This window comes from Thermaerobacter sp. PB12/4term, assembly GCF_003403315.2.
Classification (GTDB): domain Bacteria; phylum Bacillota; class Sulfobacillia; order Thermaerobacterales; family Thermaerobacteraceae; genus Thermaerobacter.
This window is the reverse complement of record NZ_CP048407.1, coordinates 1,980,843-2,004,029: the sequence shown is the minus strand read 5'-3', so window position 1 is coordinate 2,004,029 and position 23,187 is coordinate 1,980,843. Positions and strand designations below refer to the sequence as shown.

Annotated in this window: 21 protein-coding genes and 1 pseudogene; 11 read left to right on the top strand and 11 right to left on the bottom strand. The window is 72.9% G+C overall.

Features of this window, described 5'->3' with window-relative positions; translation table 11 throughout:
- Positions 1-69 precede the first annotated feature (69 nt).
- The 4 genes from DYI95_RS11975 to DYI95_RS08320 form a co-directional block, all read right to left on the bottom strand.
- Positions 70-246, bottom strand: a complete 177-nt coding sequence (locus DYI95_RS11975) for a hypothetical protein (RefSeq protein ID WP_203530601.1) — start codon at positions 244-246, stop codon at positions 70-72.
- 4 nt (positions 247-250) lie between these two features.
- Positions 251-1,117 carry a heme o synthase gene (gene cyoE / locus DYI95_RS08330; protein WP_158556033.1) on the bottom strand — a complete coding sequence of 289 codons (867 nt, stop codon included), beginning with the start codon at positions 1,115-1,117 and terminating at the stop codon, positions 251-253.
- Between the two features lie 417 nt (positions 1,118-1,534).
- Positions 1,535-2,893 (bottom strand): MFS transporter, encoded by a 1,359-nt coding sequence (locus tag DYI95_RS08325; protein ID WP_116900251.1) that lies wholly within the window; start codon positions 2,891-2,893, stop codon positions 1,535-1,537.
- A 384-nt stretch (positions 2,894-3,277) separates the two neighbouring features.
- Positions 3,278-3,550, bottom strand: a complete 273-nt coding sequence (locus DYI95_RS08320; protein ID WP_116900252.1) for a DUF3243 family protein — start codon at positions 3,548-3,550, stop codon at positions 3,278-3,280.
- A 202-nt stretch (positions 3,551-3,752) separates the two neighbouring features.
- Between DYI95_RS08320 and DYI95_RS08315 the strand changes: the two genes are divergently transcribed.
- The gene (locus DYI95_RS08315; RefSeq protein ID WP_116900253.1) at positions 3,753-4,001 is read left to right on the top strand and encodes a hypothetical protein; all 249 of its coding nucleotides are present in this window, start codon (positions 3,753-3,755) and stop codon (positions 3,999-4,001) included.
- On the opposite strand, the gene DYI95_RS08310 is transcribed toward DYI95_RS08315, so the two are convergent.
- The 4 genes from DYI95_RS08310 to DYI95_RS08295 all read right to left on the bottom strand — a co-directional run bounded on the left by DYI95_RS08310 (position 3,980) and on the right by DYI95_RS08295 (position 7,881).
- Positions 3,980-5,587 carry an MFS transporter gene (locus DYI95_RS08310; RefSeq protein WP_147308101.1) on the bottom strand — a complete coding sequence of 536 codons (1,608 nt, stop codon included), beginning with the start codon at positions 5,585-5,587 and terminating at the stop codon, positions 3,980-3,982. The two genes, DYI95_RS08315 and DYI95_RS08310, sit on opposite strands and share 22 nt — an antisense overlap.
- Positions 5,588-5,664: 77 nt before the next feature.
- Positions 5,665-6,600 (bottom strand): ABC transporter permease, encoded by a 936-nt coding sequence (locus tag DYI95_RS08305; RefSeq protein ID WP_203530599.1) that lies wholly within the window; start codon positions 6,598-6,600, stop codon positions 5,665-5,667.
- The gene (locus tag DYI95_RS08300; protein WP_203530598.1) at positions 6,560-7,432 is read right to left on the bottom strand and encodes an ABC transporter ATP-binding protein; all 873 of its coding nucleotides are present in this window, start codon (positions 7,430-7,432) and stop codon (positions 6,560-6,562) included. Before DYI95_RS08300 ends, DYI95_RS08305 begins: the two co-directional genes overlap by 41 nt.
- Complete coding sequence (locus tag DYI95_RS08295) at positions 7,429-7,881, bottom strand: MarR family winged helix-turn-helix transcriptional regulator (protein ID WP_116900255.1); 453 nt, start codon at positions 7,879-7,881, stop codon at positions 7,429-7,431. Before DYI95_RS08295 ends, DYI95_RS08300 begins: the two co-directional genes overlap by 4 nt.
- Positions 7,882-8,178: 297 nt before the next feature.
- On the opposite strand from DYI95_RS08295, the gene pdhA reads away from it, so the two are divergent.
- From pdhA to DYI95_RS08275, 4 genes are all read left to right on the top strand, one after another.
- Entirely contained in the window at positions 8,179-9,444 is a 1,266-nt protein-coding gene (gene pdhA / locus DYI95_RS08290; RefSeq protein ID WP_116900256.1) for a pyruvate dehydrogenase (acetyl-transferring) E1 component subunit alpha, read from the top strand.
- Positions 9,444-10,421, top strand: coding sequence for an alpha-ketoacid dehydrogenase subunit beta (locus tag DYI95_RS08285; RefSeq protein ID WP_116900257.1), 978 nt, complete (start codon positions 9,444-9,446; stop codon positions 10,419-10,421). The genes pdhA and DYI95_RS08285 overlap by 1 nt, the downstream gene beginning before the upstream one ends.
- A 122-nt stretch (positions 10,422-10,543) precedes the next feature.
- Complete coding sequence (locus DYI95_RS08280) at positions 10,544-12,184, top strand: dihydrolipoamide acetyltransferase family protein (RefSeq protein ID WP_116900258.1); 1,641 nt, start codon at positions 10,544-10,546, stop codon at positions 12,182-12,184.
- 145 nt (positions 12,185-12,329) lie between these two features.
- Positions 12,330-13,934 (top strand): dihydrolipoyl dehydrogenase, encoded by a 1,605-nt coding sequence (locus DYI95_RS08275; protein ID WP_116900259.1) that lies wholly within the window; start codon positions 12,330-12,332, stop codon positions 13,932-13,934.
- A 117-nt stretch (positions 13,935-14,051) separates the two neighbouring features.
- Here DYI95_RS08275 and DYI95_RS08270 read toward each other — a convergent pair whose 3' ends face one another.
- Positions 14,052-14,243: a hypothetical protein gene (locus DYI95_RS08270; RefSeq protein WP_147308102.1), complete on the bottom strand. Its 192-nt coding sequence runs from the start codon at positions 14,241-14,243 to the stop codon at positions 14,052-14,054.
- 888 nt (positions 14,244-15,131) lie between these two features.
- Here DYI95_RS08270 and DYI95_RS08265 point away from each other — a divergent pair.
- Positions 15,132-15,734: an ECF transporter S component gene (locus DYI95_RS08265; protein ID WP_116900340.1), complete on the top strand. Its 603-nt coding sequence runs from the start codon at positions 15,132-15,134 to the stop codon at positions 15,732-15,734.
- Positions 15,735-16,171: 437 nt separating this feature from the next.
- Here DYI95_RS08265 and DYI95_RS08260 read toward each other — a convergent pair.
- Positions 16,172-16,468: pseudogene (locus tag DYI95_RS08260) on the bottom strand (YunC family protein); the annotation flags it as partial.
- 587 nt (positions 16,469-17,055) lie between these two features.
- On the opposite strand from DYI95_RS08260, the gene DYI95_RS08255 reads away from it, so the two are divergent.
- The 4 genes from DYI95_RS08255 to DYI95_RS08235 all read left to right on the top strand — a co-directional run bounded on the left by DYI95_RS08255 (position 17,056) and on the right by DYI95_RS08235 (position 21,503).
- Complete coding sequence (locus DYI95_RS08255; protein ID WP_243149700.1) at positions 17,056-18,138, top strand: hypothetical protein; 1,083 nt, start codon at positions 17,056-17,058, stop codon at positions 18,136-18,138.
- 325 nt (positions 18,139-18,463) lie between these two features.
- Positions 18,464-19,780 (top strand): lipoyl synthase, encoded by a 1,317-nt coding sequence (gene lipA / locus DYI95_RS08245; RefSeq protein ID WP_116900262.1) that lies wholly within the window; start codon positions 18,464-18,466, stop codon positions 19,778-19,780.
- A 215-nt stretch (positions 19,781-19,995) separates the two neighbouring features.
- A complete protein-coding gene (gene lipB / locus DYI95_RS08240) occupies positions 19,996-20,841 on the top strand; it encodes a lipoyl(octanoyl) transferase LipB (RefSeq protein WP_243149699.1) in 846 nt (281 codons plus the stop codon).
- Positions 20,841-21,503 carry an MBL fold metallo-hydrolase gene (locus DYI95_RS08235; protein ID WP_116900342.1) on the top strand — a complete coding sequence of 221 codons (663 nt, stop codon included), beginning with the start codon at positions 20,841-20,843 and terminating at the stop codon, positions 21,501-21,503. The genes lipB and DYI95_RS08235 overlap by 1 nt, the downstream gene beginning before the upstream one ends.
- An 18-nt stretch (positions 21,504-21,521) precedes the next feature.
- On the opposite strand, the gene DYI95_RS08230 is transcribed toward DYI95_RS08235, so the two are convergent.
- On the bottom strand, positions 21,522-22,121 hold the full coding sequence (locus DYI95_RS08230) for a DUF2203 domain-containing protein (RefSeq protein WP_116900263.1): 600 nt from the start codon (positions 22,119-22,121) through the stop codon (positions 21,522-21,524).
- A gap of 150 nt (positions 22,122-22,271) precedes the next feature.
- On the opposite strand from DYI95_RS08230, the gene DYI95_RS08225 reads away from it, so the two are divergent.
- Complete coding sequence (locus DYI95_RS08225) at positions 22,272-22,832, top strand: dCMP deaminase family protein (RefSeq protein ID WP_116900264.1); 561 nt, start codon at positions 22,272-22,274, stop codon at positions 22,830-22,832.
- The last annotated feature ends 355 nt before the right edge of the window (positions 22,833-23,187 follow it).

Here is a 23,187-nt window from a genome sequence, read left to right as displayed (position 1 = left end):
GCCGGCCTCGCCGGTCCCGCCGCGGCCGGGGGCACCGCGGCGCCCCGTCCCGGCACCGGCCGGGCGGGATCACCGCGGGAACAGGGGCACCTGGGCCAGTTCCATCAGGCCCCACACGATGTAGAGCAGCACCGGGACCATCAGGCCCACTCCGAGCAGGAAGAACTCGTCATCCAGCAGCCGCTGGATCCACGGCACCGGCTCCGGCGCCGGGTCCGGCTGCGCCGCCGCGCGTCCCCCGTCCATGGCCTCACCCCCTTCCTGCCAGGGCCAGCGCGAAGACCGCCAGGATCCAGCCCAGGTAGGGGCCAGAAAGCTTGTAGAGCCGCCAGGCCAGGCGCTCCCGCCGGCCGGGGCCGGCCAGGGCGACCGCCAGGTTGAGCGCCACCATGACCGCCCCCGCCGCCGCCACCGCCAGGGCAGGGCCGGCCCGGTACCAGCCCCAGAGGGCGGGGATCAGGGACAGGGCCACCAGCGCCAGGGTGTTGGCCAGGGTGATCCAGGCCGCCAGGCGGGGACCCGCGGCGACGGGCAGCATGGGGATGCCGGCCCGGGCGTACTCGTCCCGGACCACGATGGCCAGGGGCCAGAAATGGGAAGGCGTCCAGAGGAAGAGCCAGGCGAACAGGAGCCACGCTCCGGGACCCGGGGTGCCGGTCTGGGACACCCAGCCGGCCAGCACCATGAGGCTGCCGGCGGTGCCGCCCAGGACGATGTTCCACGCCGTGCGCCGCTTGAGCCAGAGGCTGTAGAGCCCGGCATAGACGGCGATGCCCGCCAGCAGCACCAGGGCCACGGCGCCGCCCAGCAGCACCGCGGCGGCCGAGACGCCCGCCAGGGACAGGACCGCCCCCACTTCCAGCGCCCGCAGGGGCTCGAGGCGCCCCGCCGGCAGGGGCCGGGCGGCGGTGCGGTCCATGTGCCCGTCCACGTCCCGGTCTACAAAGTGGTTGAACGCCGCCGCCCCGGCGGCGGCCATGCCGCCGGCCAGGGCAAAGCCGGCCAGACGGGCCGGATCGGGCTGCCCACCGGCCGCGGCGTAGCCGGCCAGCACCCCCGACAGGACCAGCAGCAGGACGATACGCGGCTTGGTGAGGATCACCAGGTCGAGCACCATCCGGACCCTGCCCGTTGGGGCAAGGGCCCGGTGCGGAGAAGAGCCGGCCGGCGTGGCGCCCGGAGCCGGAACCGGCCTGGGTGCCCGCACCGGAGCCATCGTCGTGGCAGCTGCTGGCGGGGCGCCTGCGGTGTCCGTGGTACTCCCCGTCATGGCGCGTCCCCCTTTCGCCCCTGGGGCGGGCTCCTTTGCCCCTTGGCCGGGGCTTCCAGGTTCCACGCTATGGAGGGTACCGGGACGCGCCGTGTGACGAAGATCACACGAAATCCGCAAATCGGGTGGGTAAAAGGGAGAAATCCGGCGGATGAGGGGCACTGTAAGTCGTTATTGAGTCGAAAGATAAACTGAGCCTTGCAGGGCTGAACGAGCCCCTGCAGGGAAGCCCAGGTGCAGCAGATCCGGCGACAACAGGGGGATTCAGCGCAACTCCAGGGGGTGACCGGCGCCCGCCGGACCTTGCCCGTCTTGACCGGCTGCGGCGGCCGGGCTGGCTCGTCCCGTCAAAGCCCGTCCAGTCCAAGCGAGAAGAACCGCCAGGATGCCGACCGCGGCGGTCCCGGCCAGGAAGGTCCAGGTGGGGTTGCCCAGCGCCCCCGCCGCGGCGGAACCGCCCATGACGGCGACGGAAAAGCACGCATAGAACAACCCAAAGGCCCGGCCCCGCTGCCCCCGGCCCGTGGCATCGACCACCAGGGCCGCAGCCGCAGGGAAGACCAGGGCGAAGCCGGTGCCAAAGGCCACCATGGCCAGCGCCAGGCCGGGCAGGGAACGGAGGGCGGCCAGGCCCGCCAGGGCCGCCGCCACGGCCATCAGGCCCGCCAGCAGCGGCCGAGCCCGCCCCCAGCGGTCGGACAGGCGGCTGGCGGGGGAGAGGAAGAGGGCGATGGCGGTGAACCCAAACAGGCTGAGCAACATCCCCGTGGCGGCAGGGCCAGCGCTCAGGGCGGCCGCCTTGGCGGGGAGGGTGTACACCAGGAGGCCCATGGCAAACATCAGGGCCAGGGCGCCCAGGTAGGCTTGGCGCAGGGCTGCGTTCCTCCAAAGGGGGGTGGTGCGGGTGACCGCCTCGACGCCGGGCTCTGGAGCGGGTCGCCTGCCCCGGGCCGGGGAGCGGGCCGGGAAAGGGGATGAACCCTGCGGGGCCGGAGCGGCGGCCAGGGCCGGGTTGCCGTACGCCGCCATGTCACCGTCGCCGGCGGCCTGGCCGGTCCGGGGGGCGGGCCCGTGGAAGGCCGCTACCTCCTCGTCTCGGACCCAACGCGCCACGACCATGGCCACCAGGAACAGCAGCGCTGCGGTGGTGGCGAACACCCAGCCCGGACCCAGGCGCTGAGCCAGCAGGCCCCCATAAGCCGGGCCCACCACCGCAGCCAGGCCGATGGCCGCACCGGCACCGGCCATGACCTGTCCCCGGTGGGTGCTCTCGCTGCGGTCCCCCAGGAGAGCGAAGGCCGCCGGCGTCACCAGGCCTGCACCAAAGCCGTGCACCAGCCGGGCCAGCGCCAGCTGGGCGGCCGTTTCCGCCGGGGCGTAGGCGCCGGCGCCCAGGGCCGCCAGCGCCAGACCCAGCACCAGCATGCCCTTGCGCCGCCCCCCATCCAGCCAGCGGCCGGCGGCCAGGTTGCCGGCCAGATTGGTTAGGGAATAGGCCCCCACGATGAGTCCCGCCAGGAAAGACGGGACCCCTAGCCGGTGGGTATAGGGGGCGATCAGGGGCATCTGGGAGAACTGGTCGAAGAAGGCGGCCATGACGGCCACATAAAGCAACCGGTGCACGACGGTTCGCTCCCCGGGCCTGGCTCCGGCATCCCGCGTACGGGCCTGGCACTACGAGTGTAGTCGTGCCGGCGGCGCTGCAGCAACGGCCGAACCGGGGCGGCCTCGGTCCGGTGGGGGCGCGCTGCCCTGGTGCACTCCGCTGGCGCACTGAACTGCACAAGGAAATGTACCAGTGGACGATCACCAGGCCCCACTCCGGCCGGTCGCGGTAGGCACCGGCAAAGACCGCCATATGTCCGCCCCCGGCGGGTCCCTGCCAGCGGTTCTGGATCACCACCGTGGGATCCGGATACTCGCCCGATTCGATGATGCCCACCGGGTCGCAACGGCAGCGGGGCCGGTGCCCCTGGCGGCACCGGCCCCGCGGGTGAGGGGAGGGGGCTACTTGGCCACGTTGCGGCCGACGGTGTGGTCGGCCAGCTTGATCAAAGCCGAGGCGATCTGCGCCTGTTCCTGATTGCTGGCGTTCTGCCACATCTCCTTCAAAAGCCGCTGCTCGGCACTGCGCGGCTCCGCTTCCCGCGCCAGCCAGTCGCCGACCTCCGTCACCACGCCGGTGATGCCCTCGTTGGACATCCCCAGGTTCTCCATGGTGCGGACCTTGTCGGCCAGGACGGTCAGTTGCTGGCGGAAGACCTCGCTGAATTCCGGCACCGGTGATTCCTCCCTTCGCCGATGTCTAAGGTGTCACCGGCACCGCGGCGGTATGCGAGCGGCGGGCGGCGGTGCGACGGCCCGTCCTGTGCCCCCGGCCCGTCATAGATGCGGCCGGCCGGGGGCACTCCATTGGGGGGCGCGGGGCGGCATGCCAGCGGCTGGACCGTGACACAGGACCGTGACAAAGGGGGGTGGCAGGTTGGTTCCTCGCGGCGACGGGTTCACCCAGGCACCCGGCCGGTTCCTCCAGGGCGCGGAGGGGCAACCGGAGCTCGCCATGCACGCCGGCCGGACCCCGACCCGGGAGGCCATGGCGGAACAGGTGGCCCACCAGTTCGGCTTCGACAGCTGGGAGGAATTCCGCGCCGCCGCCGAGCGGCGCCTGGGCAAGGCGGTGGTGCGCCGGCTGGAGAGGGAACTCGCCCGCTACCCGCGGGCGGGCTCGTAGGCGCGGGCCCGGGCCGGGATCCACCGGATGAAGAGCAGGAGGCCCGCGGCCGGCACCAGCAGCGCCAGGGCCAGCTCCCGCAGCATGGCGCTCCCCAGCGGACCGCCCAGCAGGATCCCCAGCAGGCTGCTGGAGAGGATGCTGCCGATGTAGCGGCAGGTCATGTAGAGCCCCGAGGCGGCCCCCGTTTCCTCCCGGGGGACGAACCGGTACAGGGCGGCCTGCAGCGCCAGGTTGTTCACGCCGTTGCTGGCGCCCAGGAAGGCCAGGACGGCGAAGAGCGCCGGCAGGGGCGCGGCAGGTCCCAGGGCCAGCAGCGCCAGGGCGCCGCCCAGCAGCGACAGTCCCGCCGCCCACAGCGCCGGCCGGTGGCCCGCCCGGTCGACCCAGCGGCCGACCAGGGGCGAGGCGACGCTGCTGAACCCCGCCACCGAGAGCATCATCAGGCCGCTCTGCCCGGGGTCCAGGTGGCGGACCTCCTCGAAATAGGCCGGCATGCCGAAGAAGATGGTGTAGAAGGCGAGGTTGGAGAGGATCCACGCGCCGTAGACGGCGCTACGGGCCCGGTCGCGGCGCAGCACCTCCAGGTCCAGAAAGGGCTCTCCGCCCGCCGCCTTGACGCGCCCCTCCCGGCGCGCCAGGGCTAGGCCCAGGGCCACGGCCACGGGCACCGCCCACCAGGCTGGGCGGGGCTCGGACAGGGAGAGCAGCGCCACCAGCCCGGCCACGACGGTTCCACCGAAGAGCATCATGCCCGGCAGGTCGAGCCCACCGGCCCCTTCCGCCGCCCGGGCCCCCCGGGCGGCGGACGAACGCGGCCGCCTGGCATGCCCGGCTCCGGCGGCGGTGACCCCGCCCAGGCCCGCGGCGCCGGGCCCGCCGCCGGCCGCTTCGCCGGCGCCTGCAGCGCCGGGCCCGCCACCCGCGACGCCGCCCGGGTCCCCGTTGCCGGGTTTCCTACCGGCGACCCCGCCCGGGCCGGTGCCGCCGGGATCGCCGCCGGCTGCTCCGCCGGGCGGAAAGGCCCGGCCCGCCAGCGCCAGGCTGAGGGCCACGGGCAGGAAGTTGACGTAGAACAGCGCCTGCCAGCCGCCGGTCTTGACCAGGAAGCCGCCCAGGGACGGGCCCAGGGCCGCCGAGGTAGAGGCGAACACCGCCAGGATGCCCAGGGCCTGGCCCGTTCGTCCGGTGAAGGCGTCGCGGACCGCAGCCATGCCGGCCGGGTAGAGGGCCGAACTCCCCAGCGCCTGCAGCACCCGGGCGGCCACCAGGGCCCCCAGGGTCGGGGCGTGGGGCGCCAGGGCCGACGCGGCGGCCACCAGGACGAGCCCGGTGAAGAAGACCCGCCGCCGGCCCAGCCGGTCGGCCACCTTGCCCAGGACCGGCTGGCCCACCGCGCTGGCCAGGTAGAAGGCGGCGACGACCCAGGTGAGCCGCCCGATGGGCACCCGGAAGTCCCGGGCGATGGCGGGCAGCGCCACGGCGATCATCGACGAGTTGAGGGGATTCAAAAGGGCGCCGAAGGCCACGGCGGCCAGCAAAAGGCCGCGGGCGGCCTCCGGCCGGCTTCGTTCCGCCCTTGCCACGTTCCCGATTCACCGTCCCGGATGTTCACGGTCCCCAGGTCATGTTCACGGCCATCACCAGGTCATGTTCACGGCCGTCAGGTCACCGCCCGCGGGTAGAGGCGGGAGGCCACGGCCACCAGGACCACCAGGTTCACCGCCAGGGCGCCCAGGTCCCACCCCAGGCCGAACTGGGCCGCGCCGCCCCGGATCATCAGCGCCCGCAGGGCGTCGACCTGGTAGGTCAGCGGGTTCACCCGCGCCACCCCGTGCAGCCAGGCCGGCATCAGGCTCAGCGGGTAGATGGCGTTGCTGGCGAAGAACAGGGGCATGGTGAGCACCTGCCCGATGCCCATGAACCGCTCCCGCGTCCGCACCAGGCAGGCCACGATCAGCGAGAAGGTCGAGAACACCGCCGCCCCCAGCACCACCGCCGCCAGCACGCCGGCCAGGGCGGCCGGATCGTACCGCACCGCCACTCCCGCGGCCGCGGCCAGGAGGTAGATCACCACCGCCTGGCTCAGGCCCCGGACCCCCGCCGACAGGGCCTTGCCCAGCACCAGGGCCGTGCGGGGCGCCGGGCTGGCCATGTACTTGTGCAGGATGCCCAGGTCCCGCTCCCAGATCAGCGAGATCCCGTAGAAGATGGCGACGAACAGGGTGCTCTGGGCCAGGATGCCCGGGGCCATGAAATCCAGGTACGGCAGGCCGCCGGTGGGGATCCCCCGCAGCCGCCCCATCACCTGCCCGAAGACCAGCACCCACAGGGCCGGCTGGACGGCCCGGGTCATGAGCTCCACCGGGTCGTGGCGCAGCTTGCGCACCTCGGCTTCCACGATGGCCAGGGTTTGCCGGACGAACGCGGCCGCCGCGGCCGGCGGCCCGGGCTCCAGGGCGGCGGCGGAGCCGGTTCCACCCGGGGTGGTGAGAGCGCCGCCGGGGCGGGCGGTGCCCCCGGGATCCCCGGGACTTGGGACCAGGGCACCCCGGGCGTCAGGAGAGGCGCCGGGCGGTGCGGCGGGTGCGGGCGACATCGCGGTAGGTCCCTCCCGTGTCCAGCGAGCTGCCGGTGAACTGGACGAACACGTCTTCCAGGGTGGCGCCGGTGCCCACCTGGACCTTGAGCTCGGCCGGCGATCCCACGGCGGCGACCCGGCCCCGGTGGAGGATGGCCACCAGGTCGCAGAGCTCGTCGGCCTCTTCCATATAGTGGGTGGTCAGCACCACGGTGGTGCCGAAGCGGTCCCGCAGGAGGCGCACCTGCTCCCAGACGCCGCGGCGGGCGGTGGGGTCAAGGCCCACCGTGGGCTCGTCCAGGAAGAGCACCGCCGGCCGGTGGAGCAGGGACTGGACGATCTCCAGGCGCCGGATCATCCCGCCCGAGTACTGCCGCACCGGGGTGTGGGCGGCACCCTCCAGCCCCACCAGCTCCAGGAGTTCCATGATCCGCCGCTGCCGCTCCCGGGCCGGGATGCCGAACAGCTTGGCGAAGATCAGCAGGTTCTCGTACCCCGTCAGGGCGCCGTCGGCGGAGAGGAACTGGGGCACGTAGCCCACCCGCCGGCGCACGGCGGCGGCCTGGTGGACCACGTCGAACCCGGCCACCCGGGCGGTCCCGGCGGTGGGGGGAAGCAGGGTCGTCAGCATCTTGATGGTGGTGCTCTTGCCGGCGCCGTTGGGGCCCAGCAGGCCGAAGATGGAGCCGGCGGGGATGGTGAGGTCGACCCGGTCCACGGCGACGAACTCGCCGAAGGCGCGGGTCAAGCCGCGGGTTTCCACGGCAGGGGGCCCGCCGGCAGGGACGCCCGCCGCGGTCCCGGCGGCCGCGGCGGCGGCTTCGGCCTCACGAGGGTGGTGGGCTGTCAAGGCTGGTCGACCTCCCCGGAGAGCCGTTCCAGTAGCCGCAAGCCCTCGGCCAGCACCGCCAGTTCGCCGGGGCTGAACCCCGCCAGGTGGCTGGCGAGGGATGCCTGGGTGCGGCGCCGCGCCACCTCCAGGTTCTCCCGGCCCGCCGGGGTCAGGCGGAGCACCACCCGCCGGCGTTCCGCCGGGTCCACTTCCCGGGTGACAAGGCCCCGCTGGACCAGCCGGCCCACCAGGGCCGAGGCGGTCGGCCGGGAGACCCCCAGATGCTCCGCCACGGCGGAAAGGGACGCCCCCGGGTGGCGGTCCAGGAAGACCAACGTGCGGAATTGGGGGACGGACAGGCGGCCGGGCTGGTGCCGGCGCATCTCCGCCCGGATCAGGCGCATGACCCGCGGCACCATTTCGGTGACTAGGCGGGCACACTCCTGGGGCGTGACAGGCGGCATCATGGAGCACCCTCCCGGTGGCGCATCCTTGCCCGTTGACCGGGCACCGGACGGGGCAAGTCATGGTCCGGAGCCCGCCATACGGTTTAACGGTTCGCTTCGCTAACTTTCAGTGTTTCGAACCACGCCGTTCTCGTCAAGCTCGGATTGCCGTTTTGCCGGCCTCAACTCCCGTCGGAAGGGAACCCTTGCCGGTAAACGAACTGATTCAGGTGGACCGGATCTAACGACCGTTTGTAAGCCTCTGCAAGTCGCAGGAAGAGCCGGTGAGTCCGGGAAGGCAGAGTAGGGGGGAGCGGCGTGGGCAGCTTACACCACCTCCGGGAGGAGACCCTGGAGCTGGTCCGGGTGCTGGACCCCGACGGCAACCTGGTCGGGGAGCCGGCCCCGGATCTCACCGATGAGAAGCTAGTGGAGTTCTACCGGTGGATGGTCCTGGCCCGGGTCTTCGACGAACGGTGCCTCAACCTGCAGCGCCAGGGGCGCATGGGGACGTACGCCCCGCTTGCGGGGCAGGAGGCCGCCCAGGTGGGCAGCGCCTTTGCCCTGCAGCCCGAAGACTGGGTCTTCCCATCCTACCGCGAGCACGCGGTGACCATGATCCACGGCCTGCCCATGGAGAAGGTGCTGCTCTACTGGATGGGCCGGGAAGAGGGTAACCAGATTCCGCCGGAGGTGAACGTCTTCACCGTGGCGGTGCCCATCGCCACCCAGATCCCCCACGCCGTCGGCGCCGCCTGGGCCGCAAAGATCCGCGGCGACCGCCGCGCGTTCATCGTCTACTTCGGCGACGGCGCCACCTCCGAGGGCGACTTCCACGAGGGCTGCAACTTCGCCGGGGTCTTCAAGGCGCCGGTGGTCTTCTTCTGCCAGAACAACCAGTTCGCCATCAGCGTGCCCCTGCACCGGCAGACGGCGTCGGAGACCATCGCCCAGAAGGCGGTGGCCTACGGCTTCCCCGGGGTCCGGGTCGACGGCAACGACGTGCTGGCCGTGTACAAGGTGACGAAGGAGGCCCTGGACCGGGCCCGGGCCGGCGAGGGGCCGACCCTGATCGAGGCGCTGACCTACCGCTACGGACCCCACACCACCGCCGACGACCCCACCCGCTACCGCGGGCGGGAAGAGGTGGAGGAGTGGCGCCGGCGCCGGGATCCCCTGAACCGCATGCGGCGCTTCCTCATGGCCCGGGGCCTTCTGGACGAGGCCCAGGATCAGGCCCTGACCGAGGAAGCCCGGCAGCGGGTGGCCGCGGCCGTGCAGGCGGTGGAGGCCATGCCGAAGGCTTCACCGGCCGCCATCTTCGATTACGTGTACGCCCAGCTGCCCTGGCACCTGGAAGAACAGCGGCGGGAGCTGCTGGCGGAACTGGGGGAGGCCGGGGCTGCGGGCGGCAGCTTCGCTGAGGGCGGCACGGCCGGTCAGGGTGCGGGCGGTCCGGGCGGAGCGGCGGCCGGCGGGAGCGGCACGGCCGATGGCCCGGCCGGTGGCCAGGGCGCTACCGCAGCGGGCGGGGCCCCGGGTGCCGCACCAGGCCGGGACGGCCAGCAAGGGGGTGGGCGGTGATGGCCAAGCTGACCATCGTCCAGGCGGTGGCCGACGCCCTGCGCACCGAGATGGAGCTGGACGACCGGGTGGTGGTCCTGGGCGAAGACGTGGGCGTCAACGGCGGCGTCTTCCGCGCCACCGAGGGCCTCTACCAGCGGTTCGGCGAGAACCGGGTGATCGACACGCCCCTGGCCGAGTCGGGCATCGTGGGCACGGCCATCGGCATGGCCATCTACGGCCTGCGGCCCGTGGCGGAGATCCAGTTCGAAGGGTTCATGGCTCCGGCCTTTGACCAGATCGTCAACCACGCCGCCCGCATCCGCGCCCGCTCCCGCGGGCGGTTCACCTGCCCGCTGGTGATCCGCGCGCCCTGGGGCGGCGGCATCCGGGCGCCGGAGCACCACTCCGACAGCCCCGAGGCCTGGTACATCCACCAGCCGGGGCTCAAGGTGGTGATCCCGAGCACCCCCTACGACACCAAGGGTCTCTTGATCGCGGCCATCCGCGACCCCGACCCGGTGATCTTCTTCGAGCCCAAGCGGATCTACCGTGCCTTCCGCCAGGAGGTGCCGGAAGAGGCCTACACGGTGCCCATCGGCCGCGCCCGCACCGTGCGCGAGGGGCGGGACGTCGCCATCTTCACCTGGGGCGCCATGGTGCGGATCGTGGAGGAAGCGGCGGAGGAACTGGCCGGCCGCGGCATTGAGTGCGAGATCGTCGACCTGCGGACCCTGAGCCCCGTGGACGTGGACGCCATCGTGGCGGCGGTGCAGAAGACGGGCCGGGCCCTGGTGGTCCACGAGGCGCCCAAGACGGCCGGCTTCGGGGCAGAGATCGTGGCCCTGATCAACGAGCGGGCCCTCCTGTACCTGGAGGCGCCGGTGTACCGGGTGGCGGGCTTCGACACCCCGATGCCCCTCTTCCACCTGGAAGACTACTACCTGCCCAACAAGGAACGGGTGATCCGGGGCGTGGAGCGGGTGCTGAACTTCTGACCCGGACTTCTGACCCGAGCCGTGGAGCGGGTGCAGAGCTCCTGATCCGGGCCGTGGAGCGGGTGCTGAGATCCTGACCCGGGAACGGCGACGGGCGGCCCCGGAAAAGCGAGGTGCGGCGGATGGCGTACGAATTCCGGTTGCCCGACGTGGGCGAGGGCATCCACCAAGGGGAGATCGTCCGCTGGCTGGTCAAGCCGGGGGACCGGGTGCGTGAAGACCAGCCCCTGGTGGAGGTACAGACCGACAAGGCCACGGTGGAGATCCCGTCCCCGGTGGCCGGCGTGGTGCTGGAGCTGCGCGGCAACGAGGGGGACGTGGTCCAGGTCGGCAGCGTCATCGTGGTGATCGACACGGAAGCCCGGGCGGACGAACCGGCCGGGGCGGCGCCGGCTGCTGCCGCGGCCCCTGCGGCCCAGGCGGCGTCCCCGGTGGTACCGCACCAGGTGCCCCCGGCGACGACGGCCCCGGGCCCGGCCGCGGCACCGGGAGGAGCGCCGGCCGCTTCGCCTGGGGTCACGCCGCCGGCCCCACCCGGCCTGGCCGCGGTGCCCGGGGCTGCGGCCGCGGTGCCAGCGGCCGCGGCCCCGGGCGGTGGGCCGGCAGCGGAGGCGCGGCGGGTCCTGGCCACCCCGGCAACCCGCCGCCTGGCCCGCGAGCTGGGGGTCGACATCCGCCTGGTCCCCGGGACGGGCCCGGCGGGCCGGGTGACGGCCGAGGACGTGCGGGCCTTTGCCGCGGCCCGGGCGGCCGGGACGCCGGCGGTTACTGCGGCTGGGGCTGGTACAACGGCGGGCGGAGCGACGGCGGCGGCACCGCCCGCAGCCCCGGGTGCAGCGCCGGCCGTGGCCCCGGGTGCGGCAGCGGGTACAGCGCCTGTCGCAGCACCGGCTGCGGCAGCAGGTGCAGTGCCAGCCACAGGACTGGCCGCCGCGCCCCCTGGTGTCGCCGCCGGCATCCCGGCCGGGGTGCCGGGGGTGGCGGCCGCGGCGACGGCGGGTGCGGCCGCCCCGGCGGCAGCGCCCGGTTCGGCCGCCAGGTGGGCCGTTGCAGCGGGGGGCGAGCAGCGCGTACCCTTGCGGGGCCTGCGCAAGCGCATCGCCGAGAAGATGGTCCAGTCCAAGTACACCGCCCCTCACGTGACCCACGTGGAGGAGGTCGACGTCACCGAACTGGTGGAGCTGCGGCGCAAGGCCCTGCCCCTGGCGGAGCAGCGGGGGATCAAGCTCACCTACATGCCCTTCATCGCCAAGGCCGTGGTGGCGGCCCTGCAGCAGTTCCCCGTCTTCAACGCCAGCCTGGACGACGAGCGCCAGGAGATCGTGCTCAAGGGTTACTACCACATCGGTGTGGCCACGGCCACCGATGAGGGCCTCATCGTCCCCGTGGTGCGGGACGTGGACCGCAAGAGCATCTTCCAGCTGGCCCGGGAGATCGCGGCCTTGACCGAAGCGGCCCGTGCGCGGCGGATCGCCCTGGACGACGTGCGGGGTTCGACCTTCACCATCACCAACGTGGGCGCCCTGGGCGGCGGCGTGTGGTCCACGCCCATCATCAACCACCCCGAGGTGGCGATCCTGGGCGTGCACAAGTTCCGCGAGACGCCGGTGGTGCGGGATGGGGAAATCGTGGTGCGGACCATCACGAACTTCGCCCTGAGCTTCGACCACCGGGTGGCCGACGGGGCCGATGCGGTGCGGTTCGTCAACCGGATCAAGGAGTACCTGGAGCAGCCGAGCCTGCTGTTCCTGGAGATGGCCTGACGGCGAGGCGGGCCTGACGGCACCCGCCCGCATCCCGCAGGCGCCCTTATGCGGGAACCTGTTCACGAGGATGGGGCGAGCCCGCTGGGCGGCGGAGCGTGGGCGGGGCGTGGGCCGCAGGTTCGGCGGAACGGGAGTGGATGGGATGGTCGTCGGCGAGGTGGCAACGGAGACCGAGGTCCTGGTCATCGGGGGCGGCCCGGGCGGCTACGTGGCTGCCATCCGGGCCGCCCAGCTGGGCAAGGACGTCACCCTGGTGGAGAAAGACCGCCTGGGCGGGGTGTGCCTGAACGTGGGCTGCATCCCCTCCAAGGCCCTGATCGACGCCGCCAAGGCTTATCACCGGCTGGCCCGGGAGGCGGAGCGGGGCATCGTGGTCGAGGGGGCGCGGCTGGACTTTGCCCGGCTGCAGGGCTGGAAGCAGTCGGTCGTCCAGCGGCTGACGGGCGGCGTGGAGCAGCTCCTCAGGGGCAACGGCGTGACGGTGGTGAAGGGGCGGGCCACCTTCACCGGGCCCAACCAGGTGCTGGTGGAGAACCCCGGCGGGGGCAACGAGGTCTACCGGTTCAAGCACTGCATCCTGGCCACGGGCTCGCGGCCCGTCGAGCTGCCGGGCTTCGCCTTCGACGGAGTCCGCATCCTGGATTCCTCCGACGCCCTGGCGCTGGACCACCTGCCCCTGCGGCTGGTGGTGATCGGGGGCGGGTACATCGGCCTCGAGCTGGGCACCGCCTTTGCCAAGCTAGGGTCGGAGGTAACGGTGCTGGAGCTGGCTGACCAGCTGCTCCCCGGCACCGATCCGGAGCTGGTGCAGGTGGTGGCCCGGCGCCTCCGCCAGCTAGGGGTCAAGGTCCACACCGGCGTCCGCGTCCTGGGGTGGGAGGAGGAGCCCGGCGGCGGGGGGGTCCGGGTGGTGTTCAGGCCCGAGCCCCGCGGGGAGAGCCCCGCAGCAGCCGCGGGGGCTGCTGCGGGTGCGGTGCGGGAAGCGGCCGGTGCGGGAGCGGCCGGGAAGGCTGGGGCAGTGTCCGGCGATGCCGGGCCGGCCCGCCCCGGCGGGCGAGGTGCGGCGGGAACCGGGGCGCCGGGATCGGCGGGTTCGTCCGGATCGGAAGAACAGGCCGTGGTGGCCGACGCGGTCCTGGTCAGCGTGGGCCGGCGGCCCAACACTGATGGCCTGGGACTGGAGCTGGCGGGCGTGGAGCTGGACGAGCGGGGCCGGGTGAAGGTCGATGCCCAGCTGCGCACCAGCCAGCGGAACATCTTCGCCATCGGCGACATCGTGCCCGGTCCCATGCTGGCCCACAAGGCCAGCCGGGAGGGGATCGTGGCGGCGGAGGTCATCGCCGGGTTGCCCGCGGCGGCCGATTACGTGGCGGTGCCGGCGCCCGTCTTCACCGACCCGGAGATCGCCACGGTGGGGCTGACGGAGGAACAGGCGCGCCAGCAGGGCTACGACCCGGTGGTCGGGCGGTTCCCCTACGCGGCCAACGGCCGGGCCCTGACCCTGGGCGAGCGGGACGGGTTCGTCAAACTGGTGGCCGATCGGGAGAGCAAGGTGGTCCTGGGGGCGGGCATCGTGGGGCCGGAGGCGTCCGACCTGGTGGCCGAACTGGGCCTGGCCATCGAGATGGGCGCCACCCTGGAGGATCTGGCCCTCACCGTCCACGCCCACCCGACCCTGAGCGAGGCGGTGATGGAGGCGGCGGAGGCGGGGCTGGGCCACGCCATCCACGTGCTGGGGAAACGGTAACGGGGAGGCGATGCCTCGACGGCCCGGTATGCCGGGAGCGATTCCTCCGGCATGCCGGGGCGATCCCTCCGCGGGAGGCGATCCTCGAGGGCGCGACGGCGCATCAGCCCATGTCCATCAGCCCATGTCAGCCGGCCCGCCGGTGCCGTTCCGCCGGCGGGCCATTACGGTGGACACGGCCCAGATGACGCCGCCGGCGATCAGGAGGAAGGGCAGCAGGCCCAGCCCCAGGGTAAGGGCGAAGATCCCCAGCCGCGCTACCAGCAGGAGCGCCAGCCCGGCCACCACCAGCGTCAATGCCCAGCCCATCCCGATCACCCCACCGGTTCGTCCGTTCCGGTTCACCCGGTTCAGCAGCAATAACCTGCCCGGAACGGCGGGGCCGCAGACCGGAGCCTTGTAACAGCGCGGGCAGGTCGAGGGCATGGCGGGCGACACCTGCGGCCGTTCCAGGTGCCGCCGTATTTCCCGGGTTGGCGGATCTCAGGTCTTGCCGGATCTGTTATAGTCATCTTAGAGGTGGGTTTTCGTCCGGACGGTCCTCACCTCCACAATCCATGACCTTCCTTCGGGGCAGGGTGGAAGTCCCGACCGGCGGTGATGGCGGCGCGCCAGTCCTGGCGCGACCGCACCAGCCCGCGAACCGCGCCCGGAGCACCCATGCCCGGGCCGAGGCAGGCAGGCCTCCCCGGTGCCGGTGCGGTGAAGGGCGCGGCCGATTCCGGTGAGAAGCCGGAGCCGACGGTGATAGTCCGGATGGGAGAAGGAAGGGACGCGGGATTTCCCGGAAGAGGCGGGCGCGGCCTTACCGTGCTCGCCGGGCGGCCGTGCCGCGCGCACCTGGCGGTTGTGCCCTGCCGGTGACGGGGTGGGCCGCGGTGGCCGCGGCGGGGTGCCGTGAGCGTGCCGCACGCGGGCGTTCGGCGTTCGACCGCGGGGCGTGCGGCGCCCGGTCGACGGCGGGGCGCCAGGGGATGCCGGCAGGGGGTGCCGTGTTCGACCGCGACGTGCGCTCGCGGCCGCGGCGCCGTCGCCCGTGCGGGACGCCTGCGGCCGCGCGGGATCACGCGCTCGACCGGGAAATCGTTGACCCACGCGCAAGCCTACGGGTCCACCTGCGTCCGTTCCCCCGAAGGGCTGGGCGGGACGGGCTTTTTTGATGCCCGCCCGCACGCTCTGCGCAGGGGGTGCATGCCGGTGGTTCGTCGCATGGTGCGCCTGGCGCTCCTGGCGTCCATGGCGTTCCTGCTCATGCTGTGGGAGATCCAGCTGACGCCTCTCCTCCCCTTCATTCCGGCGTACCTCAAGTACGATCCCGGCGATTTACCGGTGCTGATGGGCGGCTTCGCCTACGGCCCCGCGGCCGGCGCCACGGTGGCGCTGGTCAAGGACCTGCTGTTCCTCTTCTCGGGCAAGTCCACGGCAGGATGGGTCGGGATCGCCGCCAACCTGCTGGCCAGCCTGGCCTATGTGGTGCCGGCCGCGTGGCTATACCGGAAGATCGGCAGCCGCTGGGCCCTGGCCCTGGCTATGCTGGTGGGGACCGCCAGCACCAGCGCCGTGATGGCCGTGGCCAACTACTTCGTCTTCCTACCGCTGTGGGGGGTGCCCGCCGAGCAGGTGGGGGCCACGGTGGTCACCGCCATCACACCCTTCAACCTGATCAAGGGCCTGGCCACCGGGGTGCTGGCGCTGGTGGCCTACCCGCGCATCGCCCGCGTGCTGGACGACCCCGTCTTCGCCACACCGGTGAACGAGGGCTGGGCGGGCCAGGCGGCCGGGGAGCCGCGGCGCCCGTAGGGGGACCCCGGCGGGCTGCAGCGCCAGGCAGGCTGCGGTCCACGATGCGCGCAGGGCGCTGGGCACGGGCCCGGGGGGCGCCTGCACCTGGCAGGCCCTGGGCTGGCAGGGCCCCGGCGTCACAGCCCAGGAAAAGGGGGCCGGTTCCCGCGGAGGAACCGGCCCCCTGGCCTTCTCGGCGCCCTGCCCTCCTTAGCGGCGGCGGGCCGGCGGCCTCTGCGGGCGCCGGACAGGCGGACTTGACCGTCCGCCCCGCCCGCCTCTCCCGGGCTTTTCGCTGGCCGTTGACCCGGGCTTCCGGCCTCCGGCCAGCTCTCCGGCGCCTCCTTCCCCCGGCCCCTAGCGCGCGGCCTGTTCCCACCAGCCCTTCACCCGGCCGCCGGGCCCGGGCTGTCGCCGCCGGCCGCCGCCGCGGCGGGGGCCGGTTCCACCGCCAGGAGGCGTTCCAGGGCGTCGCGCCCCGTCATCCCCGGGTGAATACCCAACTCCCGCGCCGCGCTGGTGACCGACTCCAGCGGGCGCTCCAGGAGATCGCCGAAGTCGCGGACGCCGAGAGCGCGGCCCGCCACGATGCGGCGGGCGCCGAGAAGGTCGTCCAGCAGGCGCACGTCCAGGGCGCCGCACATGATGTACCCCGCGGGTGTCGCGATGGCCACCAGCCGGGTTTTGGGCAGTTCCACCTTCACGCCGACGGCCGTTCCGCCCTTGAGGGGGATGGGCCGAACCTCGACCACAGGCATTCCCTCCCGATGGCGCGGGCGCATGGTGCGGGCGCGGCGCGCCGGTTCCGTGCGGAGCCCGCGGGTCCGGTTGCGGGCTGCCCCGGCGCCGGGGGCTTGGGCCCTCGGGGGGAACCACGGCAGCCGCGGCGGATCCGGGCTCGAGGGCCCGCCGCTGGCCGGGGTCGCCGCCCGGACCTGGACCCCTGGAACCAGTGGCTAGGGCATTGTATGGCCGCCCGTGGGCAGCCGTCCCACGCGGGGCGGCCGGCGGGACTCCTCCCTGCACGTCCCGATCGCAGGAGCGGGGCTCCACCTCTTCTCCGGTACGCCATCTGGCTGCCTCGTGGCCCGTGGCTTGCCCGTGACGGCGAGCCGGCGGGCTGTGACCGGGGGACCGGCCGGCCTTGACCCGCGGAGCCCCCGGCCTTGACTGGACGTGACCGGTAGAGTGGCCGGCTTGACCGGCCGGACGGGACCGGCCGGGCTGCCGGGCGGATGGCCCCCGGCGGCTCCGGAGCTGGTGGCAACTGGAAGGTATAGCAGCCGGGGGGTTCCGCAATCTAACCGCTGGAAACAGCTAGCCGTCAGGGGGGATCATCGTGGACGAACCCAGCGCCTTTGGTGGCCCGAGCCACGCGCGTTACGGCGCAACGCCGCAATCGTACAACCCGCAGGAGCAGTACACTTCCCAGTGGCAGTCGCCGGCGGGCGGGCAGGGCCTGGGCAACCAGGCTTCGGGGCAGTTCCAGAGCCAGGCCGGCCAGTACGGCCAGCCGTACGGGCAAGCCGGCGGCCAGTTCGGCCAGTTCCAGAACCAGGCCGGGCAGTTCGGGCAGTACGGCCAGAGCGCCCATGCCCAGTACGGCGCCACGGCCCAGAGCTATGACCCCGCGGAAAACTACAGCAGCCGCTGGCAGTCCCAGGCCGGTGCGGGGAGCATGAGCAACCAGGCCGGGGGCGCCGGCTATGGCGCCGCGGGGGCTGGCCAGTACGGCCAGCCGTACGGGCAAGCCGGCGGCCAGTACGGCCAGTTCCAGAACCAGGCCGGCCAGGCCGGCGGGCAATTCGGCCAGTACGGCCAGAGCGCCCATGCCCAGTACGGCGCCACGGCCCAGAGCTACGACCCCGCGGAAAACTACAGCAGCCGCTGGCAGTCCCAGGCCGGTGCGGGTAACATGAGCAACCAGGCCGGGGGCGCCGGCTATGGCGCCGCGGGGGCTGGCCAGTACGGCCAGCCGTACGGGCAAGCCGGCGGCCAGTATGGCCAGTTCCAGAACCAAGCCGGGCAATTCGGCCAGTACGGCCAGTATGGCCAGGCGGGTGCCCAGGCGGGAGCCCCGTACGGTCAGTACGGCGGCCAGTACACCCAGAGCACGGCGGGCCAGTTCCAGAGCCAGGTAGGCCAGTACGGCCAGGCCGGCGGCCAGTATGGCCAGTTCCAGAACCAGGCGGGTTCGTCCGCCCAGTTCCAGGGCCAGGCCGGCGCGTACGGGCAGTTCCAGAGCCAGGCTGGACAGTACGGGCAGTTCCAGAACCAGGCCGGCCAGTACGGCCAGGCCGGCCCGGGCGGCCATGCCCAGTATGGCGCCACGGCCCAGAGCTACAACCCGGCGGAGAACTACTCCGCCAAATGGCAGTCGGCCACGGCCAACGAGCAGGCGGGCGGCGCTTTCCGGGGTTGACGTGACCGCCGCCGGTACGGCCGTCCAGGGGGCCGGGTTCCATCCCGGCCCCCTTGTCGCGTTGACGGCCGGTGCTGTGCTGCCGTCGCGGCTCCCCGAGCCGGGGGAGCCCGCGGTGGGAGCTGGTGGGCACAACGCGCCGCAAGGCCCTCGCCGCAAGGCCCCCGCCGGAAGGCCCCTGCCGAAAGTCCCCCGCCCGCAGGAACCTGCCCGCGGGAACCCGCCCGGGAGGAACCCGGCGCCCGAAGGCGAAGGCCCATTTGGCAGCCGCGCCGGGCCAGCCGGCCCTGCGGCTGCCACCCCAATGAAGGTGGGATCACGCCCCATGGAAGCCCTTCACCGCATTGGAACCTCGCCCGAAACGGAAGCGCCGGCGGGGCGACAGGAGCCCGGGGCCGGCGCCGGCCGGGCCTCCGTACCCGCTTCCCCGGCGGCTCGCCCTGGCCAGGCAGGTGCCGGCCAGGAAACCGGTCCGGCTCTTCCCGGGCCCGATGCCGCCGCAACGGCGCTACCCCGCCGCTCCCCCGCTGAGGCCGGACCGCCGCCGGCGGCCGGTGGATCCGGCTCCGATGCCCCTACCCGAGGGTTCCGTGACCTCCCGGCAGCGGACGGCCATGCCCTGGCCGGCGGTCACGCCGGGCGCCGCCATCCCGACTGGCTCAAGGTGCGCCTGGCCCAGGGGCCCAATTACAACCGGCTCAAGCGGCTGCTGCGCGGCATGAGCCTGCACACCGTCTGCGAAGAGGCCCGCTGCCCGAACATCTACGAGTGCTTCGAGAACCTGACCGCCACCTTCATGATCCTGGGTAACATCTGCACCCGGGCCTGCCGGTTCTGCGCCGTCACCACGGGCCGGCCCACCGAACTGGATTGGGCGGAGCCGGAGCGGGTGGCGGATGCCGTCCAGCGCCTGGGCCTGCAACACGTGGTGGTCACGTCGGTGGCGCGGGACGACCTCCGCGACGGGGGTGCGGCCGTCTTCGCCGAGACCATCCGGGCCATACGGCGCCGCTGTCCGGACACGGCGGTCGAGGTGCTGATCCCCGACTTCAACGGCGACTGGGACGCCCTGCAGGTGGTCCTGGACGCGGAACCCGACATCCTGAACCACAACGTGGAGACGGTGCGCCGCCTCTCCGACCGGGTGCGCTCGCGGGCCAGATACGACCGGTCCCTGGCCCTTCTGGCCGAAGCCAAGCGGCGGGCACCCCACATCAAGACCAAGTCGGGCCTGATGCTGGGATTGGGCGAGACGTGGGACGAGATCCTGGAGACCCTGCGGGACCTGCGGGCCCACCAGGTGGACATCGTCACCATCGGCCAGTACCTGCGCCCGACCCGGGAGCCCATCCACCTCCCGGTGGAGAAGTACTACCATCCGGACGAGTTCGCGGAGCTCAAGCGGATCGGCCTGGCCATGGGCTTTTCCCACGTGGAATCCGGCCCCCTGGTGCGGAGCTCGTACCACGCCCACGAGCAGGCCGACCGGGCTCGCCGGCGGGAGGGAGCGGGGGACGAAGCCGCACCGGCCCAGGTCGGGTCCCTGGCGACCAACCGCGGTGCTCCGGCCCAGGCGGCACCCCTGGAAACGCCTCATGGCCTGGAGGCCGCCCGGGCAGCGGGGGGCGCAGCGGGAGCATGATGGAGCACGGGGGCGCACCATGGAGCACGGGGCGCGGGGCACCGGCCGGTCAGGCGAGCCGGTTCCTGGCCGGTCAGGATGGCTCCGCCATGGGGATGCGTCCGGCGCGAGAGGTCGATCCCGGCCGAGGGGTCCATGCAAGCATGGGGGCGGATGCCGCCATGGGTGCAAATTCCACAACCGGCCCCCACACCAGGGGAGGGGCCGATGGCATCGTGGGAACCGCCACGGCCACCGGAATGGGCGCTGTGGCGGAGCTCCATCGGGCCGTCCCAACGGCCCCTGCTGCCGGCCAGGCTCTGCCGGACGGCGCGCCCGTCCTCCGGGTCACCTGGCTGCCCGGCCTCACCCCCTACGAGCCTGCCTGGCGGCTGCAGGAGCGACTGGCCCGGGCCCGGGGGGAGGGGCGGCTGCCGGACCTGTTCCTCCTGCTCCAGCACCCGCCGGTGTACACCGTGGGCCGCAGCGGTCGCGAGGAGGAGATCCTGCTCAGCCCCACCCTGCGCCGGCAGCGGGGGGTGGAGGTGTTCCACATCGACCGCGGGGGCAAGGTGACCTACCACGGCCCGGGGCAGCTGGTGGGTTACGGCATCATCGACCTGAAGAACCTGCCCGGGGGCCTCAAGCGGTACGTCCACGGCCTGGAGGAAGCCCTGGTGGCGACCCTGGCCCGCTTCGGCATCGTTGCCCACCGGGAGGACGGGCTGGTGGGCGTGTGGGCCGGCCACGAGAAGATCGCCGCCATCGGCATCCGCGTGAGCCGGGGCATCACCTGGCACGGGTTCGCCCTCAACGTGGACCCCGACCTGGCCTATTTCGGCGGCATCATCCCCTGCGGCATCACCGACCGGGGCGTCACCTCCATGGCCCGCTTGCTGGGCCGGGCGCCGGCGCTGGAGGCGGTGGCGCAGGTGGCCGCGGAGGAACTGGCCCGGGTCCTGGGGCGTCGCCTGGAGTGGGCCGGAGGCCCGGGCTGGCTCGAGGACTGGGGATACCGGCCGGCCCGCCAGGATGCGGACGGCGCGGCGGCAGCCTCCGCCGCCGGGAAGGGGGCCGGGTGATGGAACCTGCCTTGCGTGTGCTGGCCTTTCCCCTGGGCCCCGTCCAGGCCAACGGGTACGTGCTGCTGGACGGTGCCAGCGGGGTGGCGGTGCTGGTCGACGCTCCCCATGACCCCGATCCCATGCTGGAAGCGGTCCGGGGACACCGGGTGGCGGCCGTGATGCTCACCCACGCCCACTTCGACCACATCGGCGGCCTCCAGGCGATCAAGGAAGCCACGGGGGCGCCGGTGTGGATCCACCGGAACGAGGCGGGCTGGCTGGGGGATCCCCAGCTGAACCTGTCGGTCTGGCTGGAGCCGGTGGTGGCGCCGCCGGCGGATCACCTGCTGGAGGGCGGCGAGCGCCTGGCGTTCGGGTCCATGGAATTCGAGGTGCGCTTTACTCCCGGGCACAGCCCCGGGCACGTGGTGTACGTGGGCCGCGGTGCCGCCGAGGGGCTGGTGCTGGCTGGCGACACCCTCTTCGCCGGCGGGATCGGCCGCACCGACCTGCCGGGCGGGGATCTGGAGACGTTGCTCCAGAGCATTCACCGGGAACTGATGGTGTTGCCCGACGCCACCCGGGTGCTGCCGGGCCATGGGCCTGAAACCCGGATCGGGACCGAGCGCGTGGCCAACCCCTTCCTCCGGTTACGGTCCGCCGGTCGGGGCCTGGATTGATGGCGAGACGGGTGGTGGTCAGGCCTCCCGGTCCGGGCCAGCCGGTTCGTCCGGACCGGTGCCGGGACCCGTGGATCCGTTGTGACCGGCGGCGCGGCGCCAGCGCGGCGGTGAGGACCCCGCGCTGGATCCCCCCGGGCCGATGCCCTCCGACGCCGCGTCCCAGCCGGCGGGGCCGCAGGAAACGGAGCCACCGTCCCGTGCGGGTGGGATCGGCTTGCGGCCGCGAAAGCCCTCATGCTCGCCGTGGTAGTAGGCAACCCGGGGCTCTCCCAGCCGCCAGCAGAGGAGCACGGGCTCTCCGTTCAGGCGCGCCGGAAAGTCCACCAGCCCCAGGTCGACGTCCTTGACCAGGCAGCCCAGGCTGTGGATCTCCGCCAGCAGCTGGTTGGCCTCTTCCACGGCCGCCCGCAGCGCCTGCCGCGCCAGCTTGTAGTCGTAGGACATGATCAGGGTGCCGTCGGGCTTGTAGCCGACGGCCTTGATCTGCTCCATCTCCCGGTACGACTGGCGCGCCTTCTGGTAGAGGCGGCGCAGGCGCAGGAGCCGCTGCCGGATGACGGGCAGCAGGGCGGTGGCCTCTTCGGGGGTGAAGAACTTGCGGCCTGCGGCGGGCATCGCGGTCACCTCGACTCAAACTGGTGTTATTGTAACATCGCCGCAGGCGGCGGCAACGGCTGGCCCATCCACCAAGCCGTGCAAGCCGCCAGGGAATCTGGTCAACAGGTCGTCAGGCAGTCAGGCAATCAGGCGGGGAGGAAGGCACCGATGGCCGAGCAGCAGAGCGCGCAGGACCCACCAGCCCGGCCGGATCAAGCCGTCCGGCCCGACCCGCACCAGGAGCCGGCTCCTCCGGCCGGGTCGCGCCAGGAGGATCAAGCCGACCAGCGGCCCCCCTGGGATGCCTATTTCATGGAACTGGCGGAGGTGGTGGCGAGGCGGTCCACCTGCCCGCGCCGCCACGTGGGGGCGGTGCTGGTGCGGGACCGGCGTATCCTGGCCACCGGCTACAACGGGGCACCACCGGGGTTCCCCCACTGTACCGAGGCCGGTTGCCTGATGCAAGACGGGCACTGCGTCCGCACCATCCACGCCGAAGCCAATGCCATCCTCCAGGCGGCCCTGCACGGGGTCACCGTGAAGGGCAGCACTCTCTACACCACGGCCACCCCTTGTCTCCACTGCGCCAAGCTGCTGATCGGCGCAGGGGTGGTGCGGGTGGTCTACCGGGACTGGTACCCCGACCCGCGGGCGGTGGAATTCCTGGAGCGGGCGGGGATCCCGCTGGAGCCCATGGCGGGCGGTGCCGGGGGACCGGCCCCCGCATAACGGCCCCCCGCATTGGAACGGGCACGCCAACGGGCCGGTGGCTGCCGGGCGTGGGGGGAGGGGGGCGATGGCCGTGCGGGTGGCCATGGCCGCAACGCTACAGCAAAAAGCAGAGGCGCTGCGCGGGTGGCGCATCGCCTCTGCTGGGGGCATGGGTACCCTCCGGCCCGGCTCCGGGCGGGCGGGGCAGGCGACCGCCCGGCAGGGCCGGAAGCTTTGGGGCCAGCGGTGAGGAACCTGGCCGGTTGACGAGGGGCGGGGCATGCTGTATGTCCCCTCGTCGCTATGGGTTTTTCGACACCTCGTTTCGTATCCCTGCTTCTTTCGGGGGGCGAATTGATTAATTCAAACCCTA

Bases quoted from the DNA above. Each gene is read 5' to 3' on its own strand.
- cyoE (WP_158556033.1), bottom strand. From the start codon at position 1,117: ATGGTGCTCGACCTGGTGATCCTCACCAAGCCGCGTATCGTCCTGCTG.
- DYI95_RS11975 (WP_203530601.1), bottom strand. From the start codon at position 246: ATGGACGGGGGACGCGCGGCGGCGCAGCCGGACCCGGCGCCGGAGCCG.
- DYI95_RS08280 (WP_116900258.1), top strand. From the start codon at position 10,544: ATGGCGTACGAATTCCGGTTGCCCGACGTGGGCGAGGGCATCCACCAA.
- DYI95_RS08230 (WP_116900263.1), bottom strand. From the start codon at position 22,121: ATGCCCGCCGCAGGCCGCAAGTTCTTCACCCCCGAAGAGGCCACCGCC.
- lipA (WP_116900262.1), top strand. From the start codon at position 18,464: ATGGAAGCCCTTCACCGCATTGGAACCTCGCCCGAAACGGAAGCGCCG.
- DYI95_RS08275 (WP_116900259.1), top strand. From the start codon at position 12,330: ATGGTCGTCGGCGAGGTGGCAACGGAGACCGAGGTCCTGGTCATCGGG.
- DYI95_RS08285 (WP_116900257.1), top strand. From the start codon at position 9,444: ATGGCCAAGCTGACCATCGTCCAGGCGGTGGCCGACGCCCTGCGCACC.
- DYI95_RS08295 (WP_116900255.1), bottom strand. From the start codon at position 7,881: ATGATGCCGCCTGTCACGCCCCAGGAGTGTGCCCGCCTAGTCACCGAA.
- DYI95_RS08235 (WP_116900342.1), top strand. From the start codon at position 20,841: ATGGAACCTGCCTTGCGTGTGCTGGCCTTTCCCCTGGGCCCCGTCCAG.
- DYI95_RS08270 (WP_147308102.1), bottom strand. From the start codon at position 14,243: ATGGGCTGGGCATTGACGCTGGTGGTGGCCGGGCTGGCGCTCCTGCTG.
- DYI95_RS08305 (WP_203530599.1), bottom strand. From the start codon at position 6,600: ATGTCGCCCGCACCCGCCGCACCGCCCGGCGCCTCTCCTGACGCCCGG.
- DYI95_RS08225 (WP_116900264.1), top strand. From the start codon at position 22,272: ATGGCCGAGCAGCAGAGCGCGCAGGACCCACCAGCCCGGCCGGATCAA.